16 protein-coding genes are annotated in these 16,580 nt (G+C 51.9%); 6 read left to right on the forward strand and 10 right to left on the reverse strand.

All coding sequences use genetic code 11. From position 1 onward, the window contains the following. Positions 1–26 precede the first annotated feature (26 nt). The 3 genes from CF651_RS20930 (at position 27) to CF651_RS20940 (ending at position 2,105) form a co-directional block, all read left to right on the forward strand. A complete protein-coding gene (locus CF651_RS20930) occupies positions 27–596 on the forward strand; it encodes a manganese catalase family protein (RefSeq protein WP_094016824.1) in 570 nt (189 codons plus the stop codon). A gap of 252 nt (positions 597–848) precedes the next feature. Then, positions 849–1,322: a CBO0543 family protein gene (locus CF651_RS20935; protein WP_281254494.1), complete on the forward strand. Its 474-nt coding sequence runs from the start codon at positions 849–851 to the stop codon at positions 1,320–1,322. A 141-nt stretch (positions 1,323–1,463) separates the two neighbouring features. Further along, entirely contained in the window at positions 1,464–2,105 is a 642-nt protein-coding gene (locus CF651_RS20940) for an HAD family hydrolase (RefSeq protein ID WP_245856085.1), read from the forward strand. Positions 2,106–2,182: 77 nt separating this feature from the next. On the opposite strand, the gene CF651_RS20945 is transcribed toward CF651_RS20940, so the two are convergent. The 8 genes from CF651_RS20945 to CF651_RS20980 form a co-directional block, all read right to left on the reverse strand. Further along, positions 2,183–3,292 (reverse strand): YheC/YheD family endospore coat-associated protein, encoded by a 1,110-nt coding sequence (locus tag CF651_RS20945; RefSeq protein WP_245856075.1) that lies wholly within the window; start codon positions 3,290–3,292, stop codon positions 2,183–2,185. 6 nt (positions 3,293–3,298) lie between these two features. Further along, positions 3,299–4,450 carry a YheC/YheD family endospore coat-associated protein gene (locus CF651_RS20950; protein WP_094016972.1) on the reverse strand — a complete coding sequence of 384 codons (1,152 nt, stop codon included), beginning with the start codon at positions 4,448–4,450 and terminating at the stop codon, positions 3,299–3,301. 39 nt (positions 4,451–4,489) lie between these two features. Further along, positions 4,490–5,857 (reverse strand): YheC/YheD family endospore coat-associated protein, encoded by a 1,368-nt coding sequence (locus tag CF651_RS20955; RefSeq protein WP_094016828.1) that lies wholly within the window; start codon positions 5,855–5,857, stop codon positions 4,490–4,492. A 256-nt stretch (positions 5,858–6,113) separates the two neighbouring features. After that, positions 6,114–7,298: a YheC/YheD family endospore coat-associated protein gene (locus tag CF651_RS20960; RefSeq protein ID WP_094016829.1), complete on the reverse strand. Its 1,185-nt coding sequence runs from the start codon at positions 7,296–7,298 to the stop codon at positions 6,114–6,116. A 19-nt stretch (positions 7,299–7,317) separates the two neighbouring features. Continuing rightward, positions 7,318–8,685, reverse strand: a complete 1,368-nt coding sequence (locus tag CF651_RS20965; protein ID WP_094016830.1) for a YheC/YheD family endospore coat-associated protein — start codon at positions 8,683–8,685, stop codon at positions 7,318–7,320. Between the two features lie 262 nt (positions 8,686–8,947). After that, positions 8,948–10,147, reverse strand: coding sequence for an MFS transporter (locus tag CF651_RS20970; protein ID WP_094016831.1), 1,200 nt, complete (start codon positions 10,145–10,147; stop codon positions 8,948–8,950). Continuing rightward, the gene (locus tag CF651_RS20975; RefSeq protein ID WP_094016832.1) at positions 10,140–10,946 is read right to left on the reverse strand and encodes an HAD family hydrolase; all 807 of its coding nucleotides are present in this window, start codon (positions 10,944–10,946) and stop codon (positions 10,140–10,142) included. The genes CF651_RS20970 and CF651_RS20975 overlap by 8 nt, the downstream gene beginning before the upstream one ends. Positions 10,947–10,950: 4 nt before the next feature. Then, positions 10,951–11,766, reverse strand: coding sequence for a DeoR/GlpR family DNA-binding transcription regulator (locus CF651_RS20980; protein ID WP_094016833.1), 816 nt, complete (start codon positions 11,764–11,766; stop codon positions 10,951–10,953). A 244-nt stretch (positions 11,767–12,010) separates the two neighbouring features. Here CF651_RS20980 and CF651_RS20985 point away from each other — a divergent pair, with 244 nt between their 5' ends. Continuing rightward, on the forward strand, positions 12,011–13,105 hold the full coding sequence (locus CF651_RS20985; protein ID WP_245856076.1) for an acyltransferase: 1,095 nt from the start codon (positions 12,011–12,013) through the stop codon (positions 13,103–13,105). Between the two features lie 268 nt (positions 13,106–13,373). On the opposite strand, the gene CF651_RS20990 is transcribed toward CF651_RS20985, so the two are convergent. Next, entirely contained in the window at positions 13,374–14,615 is a 1,242-nt protein-coding gene (locus CF651_RS20990; protein ID WP_094016835.1) for a S8 family peptidase, read from the reverse strand. 183 nt (positions 14,616–14,798) lie between these two features. Here CF651_RS20990 and CF651_RS20995 point away from each other — a divergent pair, with 183 nt between their 5' ends. Further along, on the forward strand, positions 14,799–15,077 hold the full coding sequence (locus CF651_RS20995; protein WP_094016836.1) for a hypothetical protein: 279 nt from the start codon (positions 14,799–14,801) through the stop codon (positions 15,075–15,077). Positions 15,078–15,184: 107 nt separating this feature from the next. On the opposite strand, the gene CF651_RS21000 is transcribed toward CF651_RS20995, so the two are convergent. Next, positions 15,185–15,511: a hypothetical protein gene (locus CF651_RS21000; RefSeq protein WP_094016837.1), complete on the reverse strand. Its 327-nt coding sequence runs from the start codon at positions 15,509–15,511 to the stop codon at positions 15,185–15,187. Positions 15,512–15,756: 245 nt separating this feature from the next. Here CF651_RS21000 and CF651_RS21005 point away from each other — a divergent pair, with 245 nt between their 5' ends. Next, the gene (locus CF651_RS21005) at positions 15,757–16,413 is read left to right on the forward strand and encodes a DUF2238 domain-containing protein (RefSeq protein WP_179232917.1); all 657 of its coding nucleotides are present in this window, start codon (positions 15,757–15,759) and stop codon (positions 16,411–16,413) included. The last annotated feature ends 167 nt before the right edge of the window (positions 16,414–16,580 follow it).

The following is a 16,580-nucleotide window of genomic DNA, read 5'->3' on the forward strand; positions in this document are numbered from 1 at the left end:
AATCTAAGGGAGGGGAGATCGGACGCATGTGGATCTATGAGAAGAAGCTGCAGTACCCGGTACGTGTAAGCAAATGCGATCCCCATATGGCAAAGCTCCTGTTGGAGCAGTACGGAGGGGCCGACGGGGAGCTGGCCGCTGCGCTGCGTTATTTGAATCAACGCTATACGATACCCGATAAGGTGATAGGCTTGCTGACGGATATTGGCACCGAGGAGTTTGCCCATCTGGAAATGATCGCCACAATGGTTTATAAGCTGACAAAAGATGCGACGATTGAGCAAATTAAGGCCGCTGGTCTGGAGGAGCATTACGTCAGCCATGACCGGGCTTTGTTTTATAGCAATGCCGCTGGAGTGCCATGGACGGCAGCCTATATTCAGGCGAAGGGGGACCCCATCGCTGATTTGTATGAGGATATTGCAGCGGAGGAGAAGGCAAGGGCGACTTATCAGTGGTTAATTGATATGACCGATGATGTGGATTTGCAGGACAGCTTGAAATTTCTAAGGGAGAGAGAGATCATTCATTCGTTGCGCTTCCACGAAGCGGTCGAAATATTGAAGACGGAGCGGGATGCGAAAAAAATTTTTTAACGGGAGGAACACCATCCACTCTAAGCCTAAAGCCTCTAAAAACTGCCTCCACAAGGCAGGATTAGGGGCTTTTCACCTCTTGAAAGGCGCTGATAGAGGTTTTCTCAGTCGCGGAATAAACAACTGCGAAAAACTAGAAATTAATGATTTAATTTACAAATATTGTATATAATAACAGAAAGGATATTCTAAGTTAGAAGAAATGAGGAGATTGGGATTCATATCAGCATCGCAGTCATATCCCTGTTCTTTTTGGCCGCATCCCAGGCATGGAGGCGATTTTACGATTATCATGCGACAATCTTGTTCATGATTTCGGGAAACCTGCTGCATTTATTTTTCTCGAGTCAATATATGGTATGGTATTTTGTTCCCGATAATGCGGCTTACCCCGTACATACTGAGCTCGTATACACCTTCATTATTTTTCCGGCGACGGTCCTGCTTTTTTTGGACAGGTATCCGAAGTCCGGCAAGTGGAAGCAGTTAATCTACTTGGCTTGGTGGGTCCTTATTTATTCGGCATGCGAGTGGGTGCTGTCCGAGACAGGACGGATCGTGTACGACCACGACTGGAGCTGGGCCTGGTCTACCATCTTTGACTGCATGATGTTCCCCATGCTGCTCCTGCATCACCGTAACCCGATATTGGCATACGGCTTATCCGTTCTTATCGTTGTGGCCCTGGTCTATGGATTTCATGTACCGATGAGTACGGTGCTCTAGCACGATATTGATGCCGGGCAGATAACTCCATGGTACCTTCCACCGTTTGACATTCTATACGAATCGTGATTGTATAGAACGTGAAACGTGATGATCAGGGGAGGGAAAGTTTTGCAAGCGACATTTGAAAAACCGGATGCCATGATTTTTGATTTGGATGGCACCCTGTTCCAGACAGAAACACTGCTGCTGCCAGCATACCATGCCATGTTCGATACGCTCCGGGCAGAAGGACTGTACAAGGGGGAAACTCCGCCGGAGAGCCTGATCCTGGGCAGCCTGGGAATGCTCCTGGAGCATATTTGGCAGCGCGTGATGCCGGACGTGGATCCAGCGGTGCACCGGCGTGCAGACAGCCTGCTGCTGGACTATCAATTGGAGGGACTGCGACAGGGCGACGGCCGGATGTACGATTCGGTTGCCGATACATTGTCCAGGCTGCGCAGCCAAGGCGTCAGGCTGTTCGTAGCGAGCAACGGACTGGAGCCCTATGTTAAAGGTGTTGTCGAGCATAAAGGGCTGGCTCCGCTATTTGAAGGCTTGTACAGCGCAGGAGAATTCCAGACCCGATCCAAGGTCGATTTGGTTCGGATGCTGATGGATACTTATGATGTGCGCTCCGCCTGGATGGTGGGGGACCGCTCCTCGGATGTGGAGGCGGGCTTGAAGAATGGGCTAACCGTGATCGGCTGCGATTATGCAGGCTTCCGTAAAGAAGGCGAGCTGGAGGGGGCGCATGCCATCCTTTCCCATTTTGAAGAACTCGCGGCACTTATAAAATAAACCAAGCATAGCAGGCTATTCCGCCTGCTATGCTTTTTTCGTTGCCGAACCAAGACAAGCTTGGATTCGACTCAATCTTATTCTTTCTTGCTTTTCTTCCTCTTCATCAGCCACGAGGCATATTCCAGCGGGCGGGTAATCGCTTTACGGTACGTTTCCGTCTCACCGATTTTATGAAACACTTCCCGGGACGGCTTCGGATTGACTTCCAGCAGCCATACCTTGCCTTTGGGATCAATGGCCAAATCGATGCCGATCTCGACCTGTTGACCGAATTTTTTCTCAATAAATTCCGCGACATTCATGCCGAGCTTGTAGGCTTCTTCTTTAATCTCCTCCACCTTGGCTTGATTCTCAAAGCGGAGAAGCAGCAAGGTATCCATAGGTACAGCCGTGCCGCCGCCATGCAGGTTGGAAGTCACGGAATTGCGGGGTCCGACACGTCCCGCGCAGCCGGTAATTTCCCATTCGCCCTTGCCGTTCTTTTGCACAAGCATACGGAAATCATGGACCCGCCCGTCCTTTAGCGAAAGGGGGATTCCCTGCTGTACAATATACCGGTCGTTCAGCTTCCAGGTGCTGAGTTTGGCCGATATTTGCATCTCGTACACCCTTTGAGGGCGGATGATATGCCGGTTTTGGTCGCGGCCCTGCATCAAGAATCCGGAGCCGTGGGTCATTTGCAGACGGATGATGCCCCGGCCTCCGGTACCGCTGCGAGGCTTCAAATAAATCCGTTGGTATTTTTTCAAAAATTGGATCAGCTCTTTACTGCCGTTATAGCGCACGGTTGCCGGTAAATGGGAGGCGATCTCCTCATTTTCGGATAAAATTTGATGCATGGACCATTTATTGGCAAGCGGGTTGCTGAGATATTTTAATCTTCTATTGTACTGAGAACGGAACCTGCTAATTTTGCGGTAATTTTCCATCCCGTGATAACGGCAGCGGTCGTAGATCAGCTCTGGAAAATAGGTCCATTTGCGCTGCCATTTGCGCGCAGCCGTGTTATAGTAAAGAGCTTGAATTCTGGACTTGGACGCGTGAATGTCGTCCGGAGTAAAGACGAGCACCTCGATGCCCATCTTTTGTCCGTAGATCGACAGCTTGCGGAAAAAAGAAAGCTCCTCGAGCTTTCTTTCCTCCAGATACATAGCCAAGACGCCTAATTGGTAGGGGGGATTCACATTAAATCACCTGCTTGCTTTTTGAGGTGCTGATTTGGACGCCTTTTTCTTGACGGAGCCTGCCGCTTTCGGTTTTTTTGCGCTGATTTTGGATAAATGAATGCAGTACAGAATCAGGTTATCGAGCGACTTTTTGCGGATATGGGGCTCATCGAACTTCATGGGCTTGGAGTTGGCTTCGAAAAACCAGATCTGTCCGTTCCCGTCCACACCTAGATCCATAGACATTTCGCCTAGCATCGTTCCGCTGGATTTCTCAATTTGTTTGGCAATGATAAGAGCCACTCGTTTGGCACGGCGCAATATTTTGCGGGTGCCCAGCGTGCCGAAGCCTGCACCCAGCAGCTTGGCGGGATCATCGATCGAGCCTCCGCGCGGAACGTGGGTGGTAATACTCATCTTGCCGGCAAGCCGGGCGCCGACACCTGCGATATTCCATTCGCCCAGGCCGTTTTTTTGAACAAGCACCCGGAGATCGAAGGGACGCTGCTTGTAGTTGGAAAGTGTAATCCCCTGCTGCATAATGTAGTCCTGCGTTCCGATCATATCCTGGATTTGGGTCCACAGCTGCACGACATTCGTGTAACGGGAAATGTGACTTTTGGTTTTATCCTGCACACTCAGCTGAAATCGGCGGGATTTGGATTTATCCTGTACCCGGCTGACCTTCATGATGCCTTTGCCTGCTTTCCCGCGAATCGGCTTCAAGTAAAGACTGGGATGCTTCTGCAGCAGCTTCTCCAGCTCATCGCTTGTCGTCAGCTTCTGGGTGGTCGGAATAAATTCCTGCGTTTCCTTCGATTTATTCAGCCATTCGAACAAGGTCCATTTGTTAAAGAAAGCAGGATTGAAAAATTGAATCTGCCCATGCTTCATGCAGGTTTGTATAATCTGCTGCACCTCGGGAAGCAGCTCGAATTTCCGGTATGGAATCCGGTTATAAATGACGTGGGGCAGAGGGAGCAGCTCTTTTTTCCAAGACTTGGTTTGAAAATGATAAGAGAAACCAACGGCGCTCTTGCCGGTCAATTTAAAATCAGAGGTGGTCATGACGTAGACCAGAACGCCCTTTTCTTCACCGGTGCGGATCAGGTCGATAAAATTCTCTTGATTTCCGCGAAAAAGCCTTTTCTCATCGGAATAAGTGAGAATGGCCATGGTAGGTCGCTGCGGCTTTTGATGTAGGAGAAGTTCCACTCAGGATTCCCTCCTTGGACGAAATCGGCTCAGGAACAGGCAGTAATCGTAAATGTATTGCAGCGCTGCCTTTCCTTCTCCTTTGAGAGCCGGATGCTTGAAGATGGAGCGGCCTGGCTTCGAGTTGGCTTCAAACATCCAGATACGTTCGCTTTGATCGATACCGATATCGAAGCCCAGCTCGCCCAGCGTATGCTGATCCTTGCGTTCTATCGCTTCAGCCAGCTTAATGGCCGCCTCTTTGGCGGTCCCCAAAACCTGATCGGCCCGGCTGCCGAACATTTGCTTCAACACGTGATCCGGGGTCATCAGCTGCCCGCCCGTACGCACGTGCGTGGTGACACTGCCCTTGCCGGCTTTTTTGGCTCCAATTCCTGCGACAACCCATTGATTGTTGATGTTCTTGGTAAGATGGAAACGGAAGTCGATTGGGCAGTTATCCAGCTCGATCAAGCGGATCCCTTGCTGAGCCACGTAATGATTCAGCCGGACGCTGCTCCGGTTCAATAAATTCATTAGCGATTCGAACTTGCTGAAGCGCAGCAGCACGTTCTTGCCTCCACGGCGGAAGCGGACATAGTAGCCCCGTTTGGGATTGTACGTCAGCCGGTAAATGCCAATACCGAGGCTCCCGCCGGTTGGCTTCAGGTAAATGAATTTGTGTTTATCGAGCATGTCTTTGATCTGGCTGGGGGACGGGTCAATATGAGATTCCGGTACATGCTTGAACGCTTCCGTCCCTTCCAGCAGGTTATAAATATCCCATTTTTCGAAAAAGGCCCAGTTGAATAAGGGGATGCCGCGCTTGACAAAGCGCTGCTTGAAGGCATTCATTGATGCCAGCTTCTCAGCCTTGCGGCTCGGCAGCCGATTGTAGACGACGTCGGGCAGCGGGACGGTTTTGCGGAACCAGCCGCCTTCTCTTTTGGGAAAGATGCCCGTAATCGTCTCTTGAGTCCAATTCACATCCCGTGGGGAAAAAGCGAAATAAAACGACTTGTCATAGCCTACCCGCATGAATTGGCGTATGAACTCGGTTCGGGAGCCGAAGGGAGCCGACGCGCTGCCGGTAATTCCGGTCAAAATCCCGATTAAAGGACCAAGACGAAGATCCTTGCCGTTATGGGATAAAATCATCGTGGTGCCCAAATGCGGAATCCGCAGCTGTGCGATGATGGATAGCGGCACGTACAGGTGGTATCCTGTTTTTTTCAATACTTTGAAGCCTGCCGCAGTACTTTTGCTGCCTACGTGCAGAATCAAGGATTTCGTCTTCGCCAGCTTGAGAGTTCTCGCCAATTCACTAGTCAAGTAGATTACTTTCTCATTCCTCTGTGTCACATGAATCGTGCAAGTAGTCAAACTCATGGGTTTCCTCCTAAGGGCTTTGCGAATGCAAAGTCCACTTCGTAAGCATAATCCGGGCTTTGCGAATGCAAAGTCCACTTCGTAAGCATAATCCGGGCTTTGCGAATGCAAAGTCCATTTCGTAAGCATAATCCGGCTTTGCGAATGCAAAGTCCACTTCGTAAGCATAATCCGGCTTTGCGAATGCAAAGTCCATTTCGTAAGCATGGCCATTGTTTTTTTGGGGGGATCAGAGGTCGCTGCCAGCTTCGGACTGTTAACGGGATTGCTGCATCAAATAACGTGCGTATCGTACCGGGTTCACTACAGCGTTGTAGCGAGCTTGATCATCATGTAAATAAGTAAAGATGGAGCGGCCTGGTTTGGAGTTAACCTCCAAAATCCATATTCGCCCTTGGGTATCGACGCCATAATCGATCCCAAGCTCGGCTAGCCGCCCGTGATAGGTTTCCAAAGCTTCGGGGATCCGCTTGGAAAGCCACAGCAGGTCTTTTACCAGCTGCTGGGATTTGGCGGCCCCAAACAGCTTCGCCAGAAAGGCGTCCGCCGGCTCCACGGTGCCTCCGCCGTGCAGGTTCGAGGTCAGACTGCCGTCTTGACCTCTTCTCACGGCCATGCCGGTCACCTGCCAGAGGCCGGCGCCGTCCTTTTGCACGAGCGCGCGCACGTCGTACGCGCCGCCGCCGGGTCCCTGCAGCTGCAGGAACTGCTGCAGCAGATAGCCCCGCTGCGCCGTGAACCGGCGCAGCCAGCGCAGGAGCGCTGCCGCATCGTCGAAGCTGCGCTCGACGATGCGGTTGCGCCCGTCGCGCCCGCGCACGGTAAAGGCCGGGACGGCCTTTACCGTGCCCTCGGGCGCGACGCCCGGCGCAGCCGCGAGCCCGGCTGCGCCGGGGGCCGCTTGGGCAGTGCTGCGCTGCACAAGCAGCACGCCGCGGCCCTGCGAGCCGCCCTGCGGCTTCAGCAGCACCTCGCCGCGGGCTTTCAGCCAATCCGCGACGGAGCGTACGCTGCGCATGACCTCCGTTTGCGGCAAGTAAGGCTTTAGACGATCGTCTTGTTCCAGCATATGCTGAACTTCCCATTTGCCCCGTAGGCCGTAGCCCAAAAAAAGGGCAGGGCGGTGCTCGCGCAGTCTGCGGACGGCATTCCGGTATTCCGCATACTGCCTTCGGGTCGTGAAGAAGCAGCGGTCGTAAATCACATCAGGCAGGTCGAAGGTTCCCTGCCGCCACCTGCGCTCCAACGGATCGTAAGCGTAGCCGTGGATAAGACCCATTAAACTGTCCACGCCTTGAGGGGTAAAGACAAACGCTTGCAGCCCGAAATGGCTGCCGGCGATACATAAGCGGCGGTAAAAGCCACGATTTAGGAAAGGAAACTCGCCTTCTGTTTGTGTGGTCATGATGCCCAGAACGTAACGTGACGATGGTGTCATCATGAGCTTCACCTCAGCCTTTTTAAAATTTGGCTGCGTATCGGGAATACTGCACAATCTGCTTCACGGACGGGCGGATTTTGCTTTCATTCCCCGATAAGGGGGTATTGTCATCCTTGGACGGTTTGGAATTAACCTCCAGCAGCCAGACCCGTCCCTGCGTATCCAACGCCAGATCGATGCCCAATTCGGCAAAATGTCCCGGGATTTGTGTCTCGACGCCCTTTGCGATGGCTAGCGCCGCCCTGCGAAGCTTGCTGTTGCCTTCCGCCCCGGAAGGGAAATTGGAACGGACGAGGGCATCCTTTACAGAGGATAAGCTTCCGCCACGGGCCAGGTTGGATACGAAATGATGATTCCCTGCAATCCGGGCCACGATGGAGGTAATTCCCCATTGCCCGAGCTCGTTACGCTGCACCAGTGCACGGAAGTCGACTGGACGGCCGCCGATGGAAATGAGATTAAGGCCTTGTTGAATCTGATGGCGCTGCTGTTTGATTTTGCCGGATAAGCTGGAAAACATCGCACTCAAACTGTCAAAGGTTTGCTTGCGGGCCCCGTTCAAATTTGTGAAATGACACACGTACGTGTTGTCCGGCTGCCGCTTGACCCGAATAATCCCCTTGCCGAGACTGCCGGTAATGGGCTTTAGAAACACAGTGGAGTACTTGGTGCACATCGATTTCAGCATTTGAAAGTTGCGCAGCAAATACGATTCGGGCAAGTAAATATGGAGCCCGGTTTCCTTGCGGAGGGCATCGAACACCTCGGTCTTGTTCAAATATTTTTCATTGAACATAACGGTTTGGTGCTGATTTTTGGCATGACGAATAAACTGTTGAACATTCGCCCGATTTTCCAGCTTCCGGGCCGTCAGCCGGTTATAAATGATGTTCGGAACCGGAAACGAGCTTTTGACCCACTTCCCGGCATAGTGCCAGCCCCGAAGGGTATCCCCTGAACCGCATTCTTCCGGAGTAAAGAAAAAGACCGACGCACCGTATATTTTGCAAGCATCAGTAAGCTCCCGGCTAAAGGCTGTGATCGCCCCAAAAGGCTTATCTACAGCTCCAGCATAAACTCGGCTAATCATAACGCCGATTAAAGGGCCTATCTGAAGGGTTCGGGTAGAGAGCTTAAATTGAATGCACAACGAGTCGCCGTGAGACAGCCCGCATTTTGCTGCCATGGAGTCGTTGATCCGAAGGATGCCTGCTTGTGTGAGGGGAACGATCCTGACCTCATGCTTTGCTGAGCCAAAGCGCAGCGTCAGCGTCGATTGGGTGGGAATTTTCCACTTTTTAACCAAAGCGTCGCTAAGCATGATGATTTTGTCGTCCGGGTAGAGGCCGGCATTCTGAATTTGAATCTTGACCTTCGTTCTTTTCACGCTTGTAACTCCTTCCCAGCGCCGACTTGCATGACTCATCAAGTGAACTACTCCATCATATGAGGGCGTTTTGCCCTTGGTGAAAAGAAACTGATGAATCTTAACTCATCTGAAGGCTGTCTCAAATAAGACGACACTTGCTTGTTCGGTCTGGAAATAAAGGACTTTGCGCATCAAAAAAACGGAAGCTGCTTGATTCGTAGAATCAAGAGCCTCCGCTGGAAAAGGGCTATTATCACGTTTGTCGTAAGCTGGTCATCGGTCATCCGTTGGCAGCAGCCGAATCCTTCACAATCGGCTTCATTCGGGAGAGAAGGACGATAAAAGCGAGCATCAAGAGAGCCACTAGAACGAGAAACCATTGCGTAAACCATACCGAATTGTGTTCCATGAACCGGCCGGTAAGCCAAGAAAAGCCTGCGCCTCCAATACCGCTTGCTGCAATGAGCTTGCTTGTCGTTTGTTCGGTACGTCCGGGAAACAGCGTGTTGCTGAATACCAGAGCGATGGAGAACAATCCCGACATCAGAAGGCCGAGCAGCATAATCATTATGAAGGCGCCCGCCACCTGCGTGACTAGAGCAAAGCCGATCAAGACGACAGCGGTACCCAGCGAACACCAGAGCAGATAGCGGGTATATCCGTACCGCTCCGCCAAAATGCCGCAGAACAGACGGCCGAGCACCATGGTTCCCCAAAAAAAGCTGACGCTAAGCGAAGCGAGAGCAGCATCAACCTGCATTGATTCCAATAAAATGGAAGGCAGGAAGCTGACGATGCTCATTTCCAGCCCCACATAAAGGACGAAAACGAGTATGCAGGCGGCCAGCATGGAGGCGTATAATTTGCCTTTGCCGGCAGGCAGGGCGGAGGCAGCTGTGGACTCTCCGTCTGCAGGAGCATGCCGGTCCAGCAGCTGTCTGTTTCCGGTGTAGTAACTGCGCCAGAAATACGCCAGAATCAGGGCAAAGCCGCATACGGCAAAAAACGTCATTTGCCAGGCACCCGATACGATGAGAAGACTGATCAGCATAGGCATGACCAATGCGCCTACACCGAAAAATACTTCCAGCCGGCTCATGGCCACCGCGGTTTTCTCAACGATAGAATCAATAATTAGAGCGCCGACGGTAGATTCAATCATACCGGAACCGAAACCGACAAGCCCGAGACAAAGCAGCACGACAGGCCAAGCCGGCAGGAACCCGATGGCGAGATATCCGATGAAAATAAACAGCAGGGTGAGCAGTAGCATCCGGCTGCGGCCGAAATGCTTGGACCACCACGGCTGGGTCACCACCCCGAGCAGAAACCCGAAAAATTGGGCAAACACAAGATTGCCTCCGTCTGCATAGTTACGGCCGTAATGGCTGAGCAGCTCGGGGAGAAGGGCAGCGGCAATGACCGAGGTGAACCCGATCAGCAAATAGAAGCAGCAGGCGATCCAGACCAGTCTATTCATTCGCAGCCTGCGCCTTTGCTTCGGTAGGATTCAATGCCCAAGCGACAGCCTCGGCTACACTCCGGACTTCGTAGGCTGCCTTGGCTTTCACATCAGGGTGCGCACCCGCCATGGCGAAGCTGTGCGGTGTATCTCTGAACATCGAGACATCGTTGAAGGAATCGCCTATGCACAGCGTTTCTTCCGGTGCAATGCCAAGATGCTTCTGCAGCGCCCGTATGCCGGTACCTTTGGATACATGCAGCGGCATCACGTCCAGACAATCCACATCGGCGATGTACGAGTCAATATGATCCCCATAAGTGCTTAGTAAAGCTTGCTTCAGCTTCAACAGCTCATTCACGTCACCAAGGTAAGTGATTTTTCCGCACATCAGCTCGCTTCCAAGCGCTTCTACGGCATGCGGGTTGACCAGCAGAGGGGCCAGCAAATTGGCTTGAATGTGGCGATGGCGCTCGTCCGTCACGATGTAGCTGTCTGCACTGCACATGACAGTAATGAAGGGCAGGTCCAAGGCAGCGACAGCCAGCTGTTTAATAAGTCCGGTTTCAAACGTATCATGCTGAATCAGCTTTCCGTCCAGTGTATGGACGTAAGCGCCGTTTTGCGAGACGGAATGCACCTTAAGCTCCAATTCGTCCATGACATGGCGAATTTCCGGATACATGCGGCCGGAGGCAAAGCACACGATGATGCCTTGATTCATGGCCTCTATTAACGCATCCCGGTCCTCTTGACGGAATTGATGACCTTTTTGCATAAGCGTTCCGTCCAAATCACTAACAATTAATTTAATCATGAGTTCAGTTCTCCTTTGCGTTTTTCGATTCTTTGAAGCCTGAAGCTGAGGCTGAGGCTGGAGCGATGCGGATATCCACTTCGTTGTCCTGGAGCGCTTCCTTCAGCGCTTCATCAGGCTCCTGATCGGTTATTAAAATATCGATTTGATTCAAACCGGCGACACGGTGGAATTGTCTTTTACCGAATTTGGTATGATCGGCGAGTACGATAATTTGGTCGGCACGGCGCATCATCTCTTTGACGACAAAGCCTTCCTCCTCATAAAGATTCATCAAGCCGTCCGGCGTAATGCCGCAGGTGCCGAGAAAAAGCTTATGCACATGGTACTCGCGCAGCATTTCAAGGGCTCTCGCACCATAGATATACCTGTGCTCGGGGTGCAGCTGCCCGCCAAGCAGATGCACGCTGACCCGTTCCTTATGCGTCAGTGTGCTGGCAATATCAATGGAATTGGTCACGACGACGTGACCGTGCGTCTGAATGCTTTCGGCGAAGCCGGCTACGGTGGTGGAAGCGTTCAGCAGCAGGTAGTCTCCGTCATGCAGCAGGGAAGCGGCGCAGCGGCCAATGGCCTTCTTCGCCTCTGTCGTTGCTTCGTCGTGCAGCCGTTCGCCGTAATTGGCTATCTCTGAGGAGAGGGTAGGCAGAATGGCGCCTCCGCGGGTTCGCAGGATGCTTCCCTGCTCCTCGAGCTTGATCATGTCCCGCCTTGCGGTATCCCGGGACACGTCGAACAGCTCGCAGATCGTTTCAATATTGATGCGGGGATGCCGGGCTAAATATTGTAAAATACCGAGCAGCCGTTCTTCCTGATACACGGCAAGACCTCCTTGGCCCGTTAGAATTCATGGTCAAATTATACCCCTTTCGCTGCATAAAACGCAATATAATTTAAGTGATTTTAAGTAATTATGCATTATTTTAAGTTTTTGTTCGATTCATTTAATCCTTTCCCTCCAGCTGTGGTACAATGCTGAAAGATAAACACACTGCATAAATGAAGGACCCTCTTTAAAGGTCCGGTGAGCTTTTAAAGGTCGAAATGGAAGGATTGGGCTGCAATTGGTTAAGAAGAAAACGAAATTGCTGGAGCTGGAAATCGTCAGAGCTATTGCGATCTTGGCGGTTTTGATCATTCACGGCACGTCGGAGGCTACGGTGGAGCTTCCGGTCGGCAGCGGGTCGCAGGCATTGTATTTAGCGGTTAATAAGCTAAGTAATTTTGCCGTCCCTGTATTTATTTTTATTAGCGGACTGGTGTTGTTTTACCGGTATCATGATGATTGGAGCGGCAAGCAAGCCGTTACCTTTTACCTCAAACGGGTGAAGCAGGTGCTGTTTCCTTATTTAATCTGGTCGTTGTTTTACTATTTGTATAATCAATGGATCTTTGACCGGGCGAATCTTCATTTCAATTTAACGGAGTTTGGCGAGCTGCTGCCTTGGGCGGACGCATCGTACCATTTGTATTTCATGGTCATCATCGTTCAGTTTTACTTGTTATTTCCGCTCTTGGTCAGCTTGTGCCGACGCTGGAGCTGGTTCGCCAAGAGCCTGTTCCCGATCGGGATCGTTATACAAGCGGCATTTTACAGCTACAATCGCTGGGTAGAGCCGCTCGGACATGTTCCCTCCCTTTGTGTCACGTATTTCAGCCTGTTTGCCTTGGGCGGTTATTTAGGGATGCATTACGATGCATTCGTGGCCTGGATTAACAAGCATATTCGCTGGGTGCTTCCATTGAGCTTACTGCTGGGAGCCAGCTTTATCGGACTGTTTCTGCTCGAAGAATGGAAGCATGTCGTGCTGGATGGCCTATGGTACACATTGATTTTCAACCTGTACCCGATGTTTGCGGGCATGAGCTTCATCTGGCTCGGCCGGCAATTGCTTCAGCGTTCCCCGGCTTGGGGGAAGCCGTTATTGACGCTCGGAACGCTGTCCTTCGGCGTCTATCTTATGCACCCGGCTGTCCTTACCTTCTGGCGGACACATGCGGTCAACAACAGCGGCAGAATGCTGGATTATCACTCCTATAATCTGACCGCATTTTTACTAAGTTTGATCGTTCCGCTGCTGCTCTTGTCGATCTATAACGGGTTCAGGAAAAAGCTGCGTGCCTCAGGCAAGCGTACGCTTCCTAAGGGAGCGGCATAGCCGGAGAATGCGTATGGCTATGAGAAAACCTGTATCAAGGCCTTTCAAATTTTCATATCCGATAAATTCTTTTATGGTAAAAAGCAAAAGGAAGCTCCGCCCGCCGGCTAAACGGGGGCAGAGCTTCCTTTTTTTCACCACATAGCCAGGAAAGCACCGCTGCGTGCGGTCGCTCATCTTTGCAAGGCCTTGATAGAGGTGTTCCCACTGCAATAGAGTTGATATGCTTCTGAGGTCAATGGATGAGAAAGTATCGTGAGGGTTTTACTTACCGCTTCTTTCCCGCGGCAAACCGAACATTCAGCTCGCCGGAGCCTCGTGCATATTGCCCGAAGGGGAGAGGGAACGTCTTGGCTTTAAGCCGCTGCTTCACCTGGGAGGGGCGGAGGCCGGGCTGCTTTTGCAGCAGCAGCGCCGCCGCACCTGCTGTCAGAGGGGAGGAGAAGCTGGTACCCGAAAGGCGGATGTAATACTTGCCCAGCTTGCCGCGCGGTACCGTGCGATCGAACAACGAGCCCGGAACGCGAAGCGAAACGATCCCAACGCCGGGGGCGACGAGGTCGGGCTTCTTGATTCCCCCATAGGCCGGGCCGCGTGAGGAGAAGCCGGCCATCCGGTCATCCGACTGGCGGATGGTCCGGCGGTCATTAACTGCGCCGACCGTAATGGCGGACGGGGTGATACCCGGGGAAGAGATGGTTCGGGGCCCGGGCCCCTCGTTCCCTGCGGCTACTGTGACGACAATTCCGGCTTTTACCGCCTTATCGATAGCTCTGCACAGCGGGTCACGGGTCCAACGCTCGGTTGCAGGCTTGCCGAGTGACAAGTTCAGCACGCGGATCCCGTACCGTTTACGGTTTGTGATGCACCATTGAATGCCGCGGATGATGGTGGAATCGAAGCCGCTGCCGTTTTGGTCCAGCACCTTGACTCCGACGAGCTTCGCCTGGGGAGCGATGCCCCGGTATTTGCCTTTGCTTGCATACCCGTTGCCCGCCGCATCCCCGGCGACATGGGTACCGTGTCCGTTGTCATCGTAAGGCTTGCTCCGGCCGTGAATAAAGTCCTTGAAGCCTGCAATGCGGTTGCCGGGCTTTGTCAAATCCGGATGGGCCGCGATGCCCGTATCGAGGATGGCAATGGTGACACCCTTGCCGGTAATGCCTTTCTTCCTCGCAGCAGTCCCGCCGACGGAAGGTGTCGCTATATTCAGCAGGGCTTTGTTCCTCCGGTCCATATAAACTTTGCTGACTCCCTTGCAGGCGCAGATGCGTTTCAGACATGCGCGCGAAACATGGGCTGACCAGCCGCGGATGACCCACAGGTGACCTTTCTCGCGGTAAGCATGACCTGCGATTCTTTTTTTCAAATCGGCTGCTTGCTTGCGATGATCCGGGCTCTGAAACTGAACGATGACCGGAATGAGAGCTTTGCTATCCGGTTTGCGGGATGTTCGATTCAGCGCCTGCTGCAGCGTTCGTGTCATGGGTCTGATGTTTTTGTTGCCCAAACATATCGCCTCCCTCTCTGAGATTAAAATATGCGGGGGAATAGCGCTTGTCTATACGCAGATGAGGAGAAGGAACGCCCGATTCTTCTCGTGCTTGTGCAGTGCTATTTTGGCCTATCGGCTCATAGAATGTAGTGTACAAGTTAGGGATGCGCTTGGAAGAAGCGAAAGGAGCTGCACCTCATGAAAGAAATGAAACCGATTATTTACATGGGACTGACCCTGGGCATGCTGTTTTACGCCGTTCCCCGTCTGGATATCCAGGGGGATTCAAAGCTCGCGACCTTTTTTGGAATCATATGGATCGCTTTTGCGCTGGTTATTGTGGCGGCCCATTTGCATGAGCTGCTTGGAGTGGAAGAGGAAACGAAGCGGCAAGTAGCGAAGGTGAAGCGGATGAAGCGATGGCAGCTGGAGAAGGCGATTCAGGGAAAAGGGAAAATGCTTCAGTTCAAAAAGTAGCTCTCCGCCGGGAGCAAAATGAATTAAAACTGTAACAAGAGCCGTCTCCTCCACAGCGTTGTGAAGGAAACGGCTCTTTGTTTTGCCATTTAAAGCTTTTTGCAGCATTAAAGCAAAGAAATGACCAGCAGCTCATACAGGACAAGCGGCAAAATGACATTGTTGTAATTATAATAGGACGGGAACGGATTGAAAAATCCGCGCACCTGGCCAACATGGCCGGGCATGGTTCTTAAGTATAAATGCATGGAATCGACGTGGACAATATAGCCCTCAAACACCTGTCCATGGATCGTTTGAATCTGAACCGGGTGGTTCATGTACTGGGAGCAAAGCGTATGCACATTTGACTTCATATGATGCATCGAGTCGACAAGGTTTGGATCCATTTGATAAATCGTTTGCAGCGGGGCAGACTCAGGTTGATTATACATAGGGTAATTACCTCCATCGTTTTATATGCTACAGTCTATGCATTCGCCCAGATTTGGTTCGCGGCCGGTTTGTATCCTTTTTTTGCATCAAAAGGTGGGAAGAGGGCATAGGGCGGGAGTGTTCCGGACAATCTAGCATTACAGGCAAGGTAGAAAATGCATGCGGATGTATATTTGCCGGACCTTGGATCGTTAGTCAAGCCGTCTCGACCTGCCTGCAATCGATGAATCGGGAGGTGCCTGCTTTGAAGTTTCAATCATCCTCACTCCATAATGAAAGACGGACCTTTGCGACCAACTGGCCGCTGCATCTGATGATGGCCGCACTTGTCCTGCTTTGGATTGTACTTGGGATCCATCCTGTTGAATGGAAGCAATGGTGGATCGAGAACATCTTGCCGGTGCTTTGTGTCGGCTTCCTAGCTTTCACTTACCATAGATTTACGTTCAGCAATACGTCGTACCTGTTGATAGCTATTTTCCTGGCACTTCATCTTACAGGTGCACATTATGCGTATAAATACTCACCCGTTGACTTTTGGTTCAAAAATACGTTTCACGCCCAGCACGGCATTTCGGACCGATGGGTTCATTTTGCGTACGGTTTGCTGCTTCTGTATCCGGTTCAGGAATGGATTTCATTCTATTGCAGCCTTCGGAGGGGTTGGCTTCTCGGCTTCGCCTTTTCCTTGCTTTTGTCCGCCAGCGCGTTTTTCGAAATCCTTGAAATGGGCGTTGCCTTGGTCTTCTCCCAGGCGGGAGCCGATTATATGGGGATTCAAGGGGATCCGCTGGACTCGCCGAAGGATATGGCTATGGCGCTGTTCGGAGAGCTGGGCGGTACAGGCTGTCTCTTATGGCTGCAGGAGGCCGGTTTCTCGCGGAGAGAGCCTGCCCGTTAGCCGTTTCCCGGGAGACCGCTGTCTGCCTCCATCGATAGAGGCCACTAAATAAGCTGCGGCTGCATGGACGGATCATTCTTCCAATCGCGGTTATCCCCGGATTTTTTCAATTTCAACCCGCTTATAACGGTCAAAATCCCGGGACAAAGGCGAACGCTTACGCTTCT

The organism is Paenibacillus rigui (assembly GCF_002234615.1).
GTDB classification, from domain to species: Bacteria; Bacillota; Bacilli; order Paenibacillales; family NBRC-103111; genus Paenibacillus_S; species Paenibacillus_S rigui.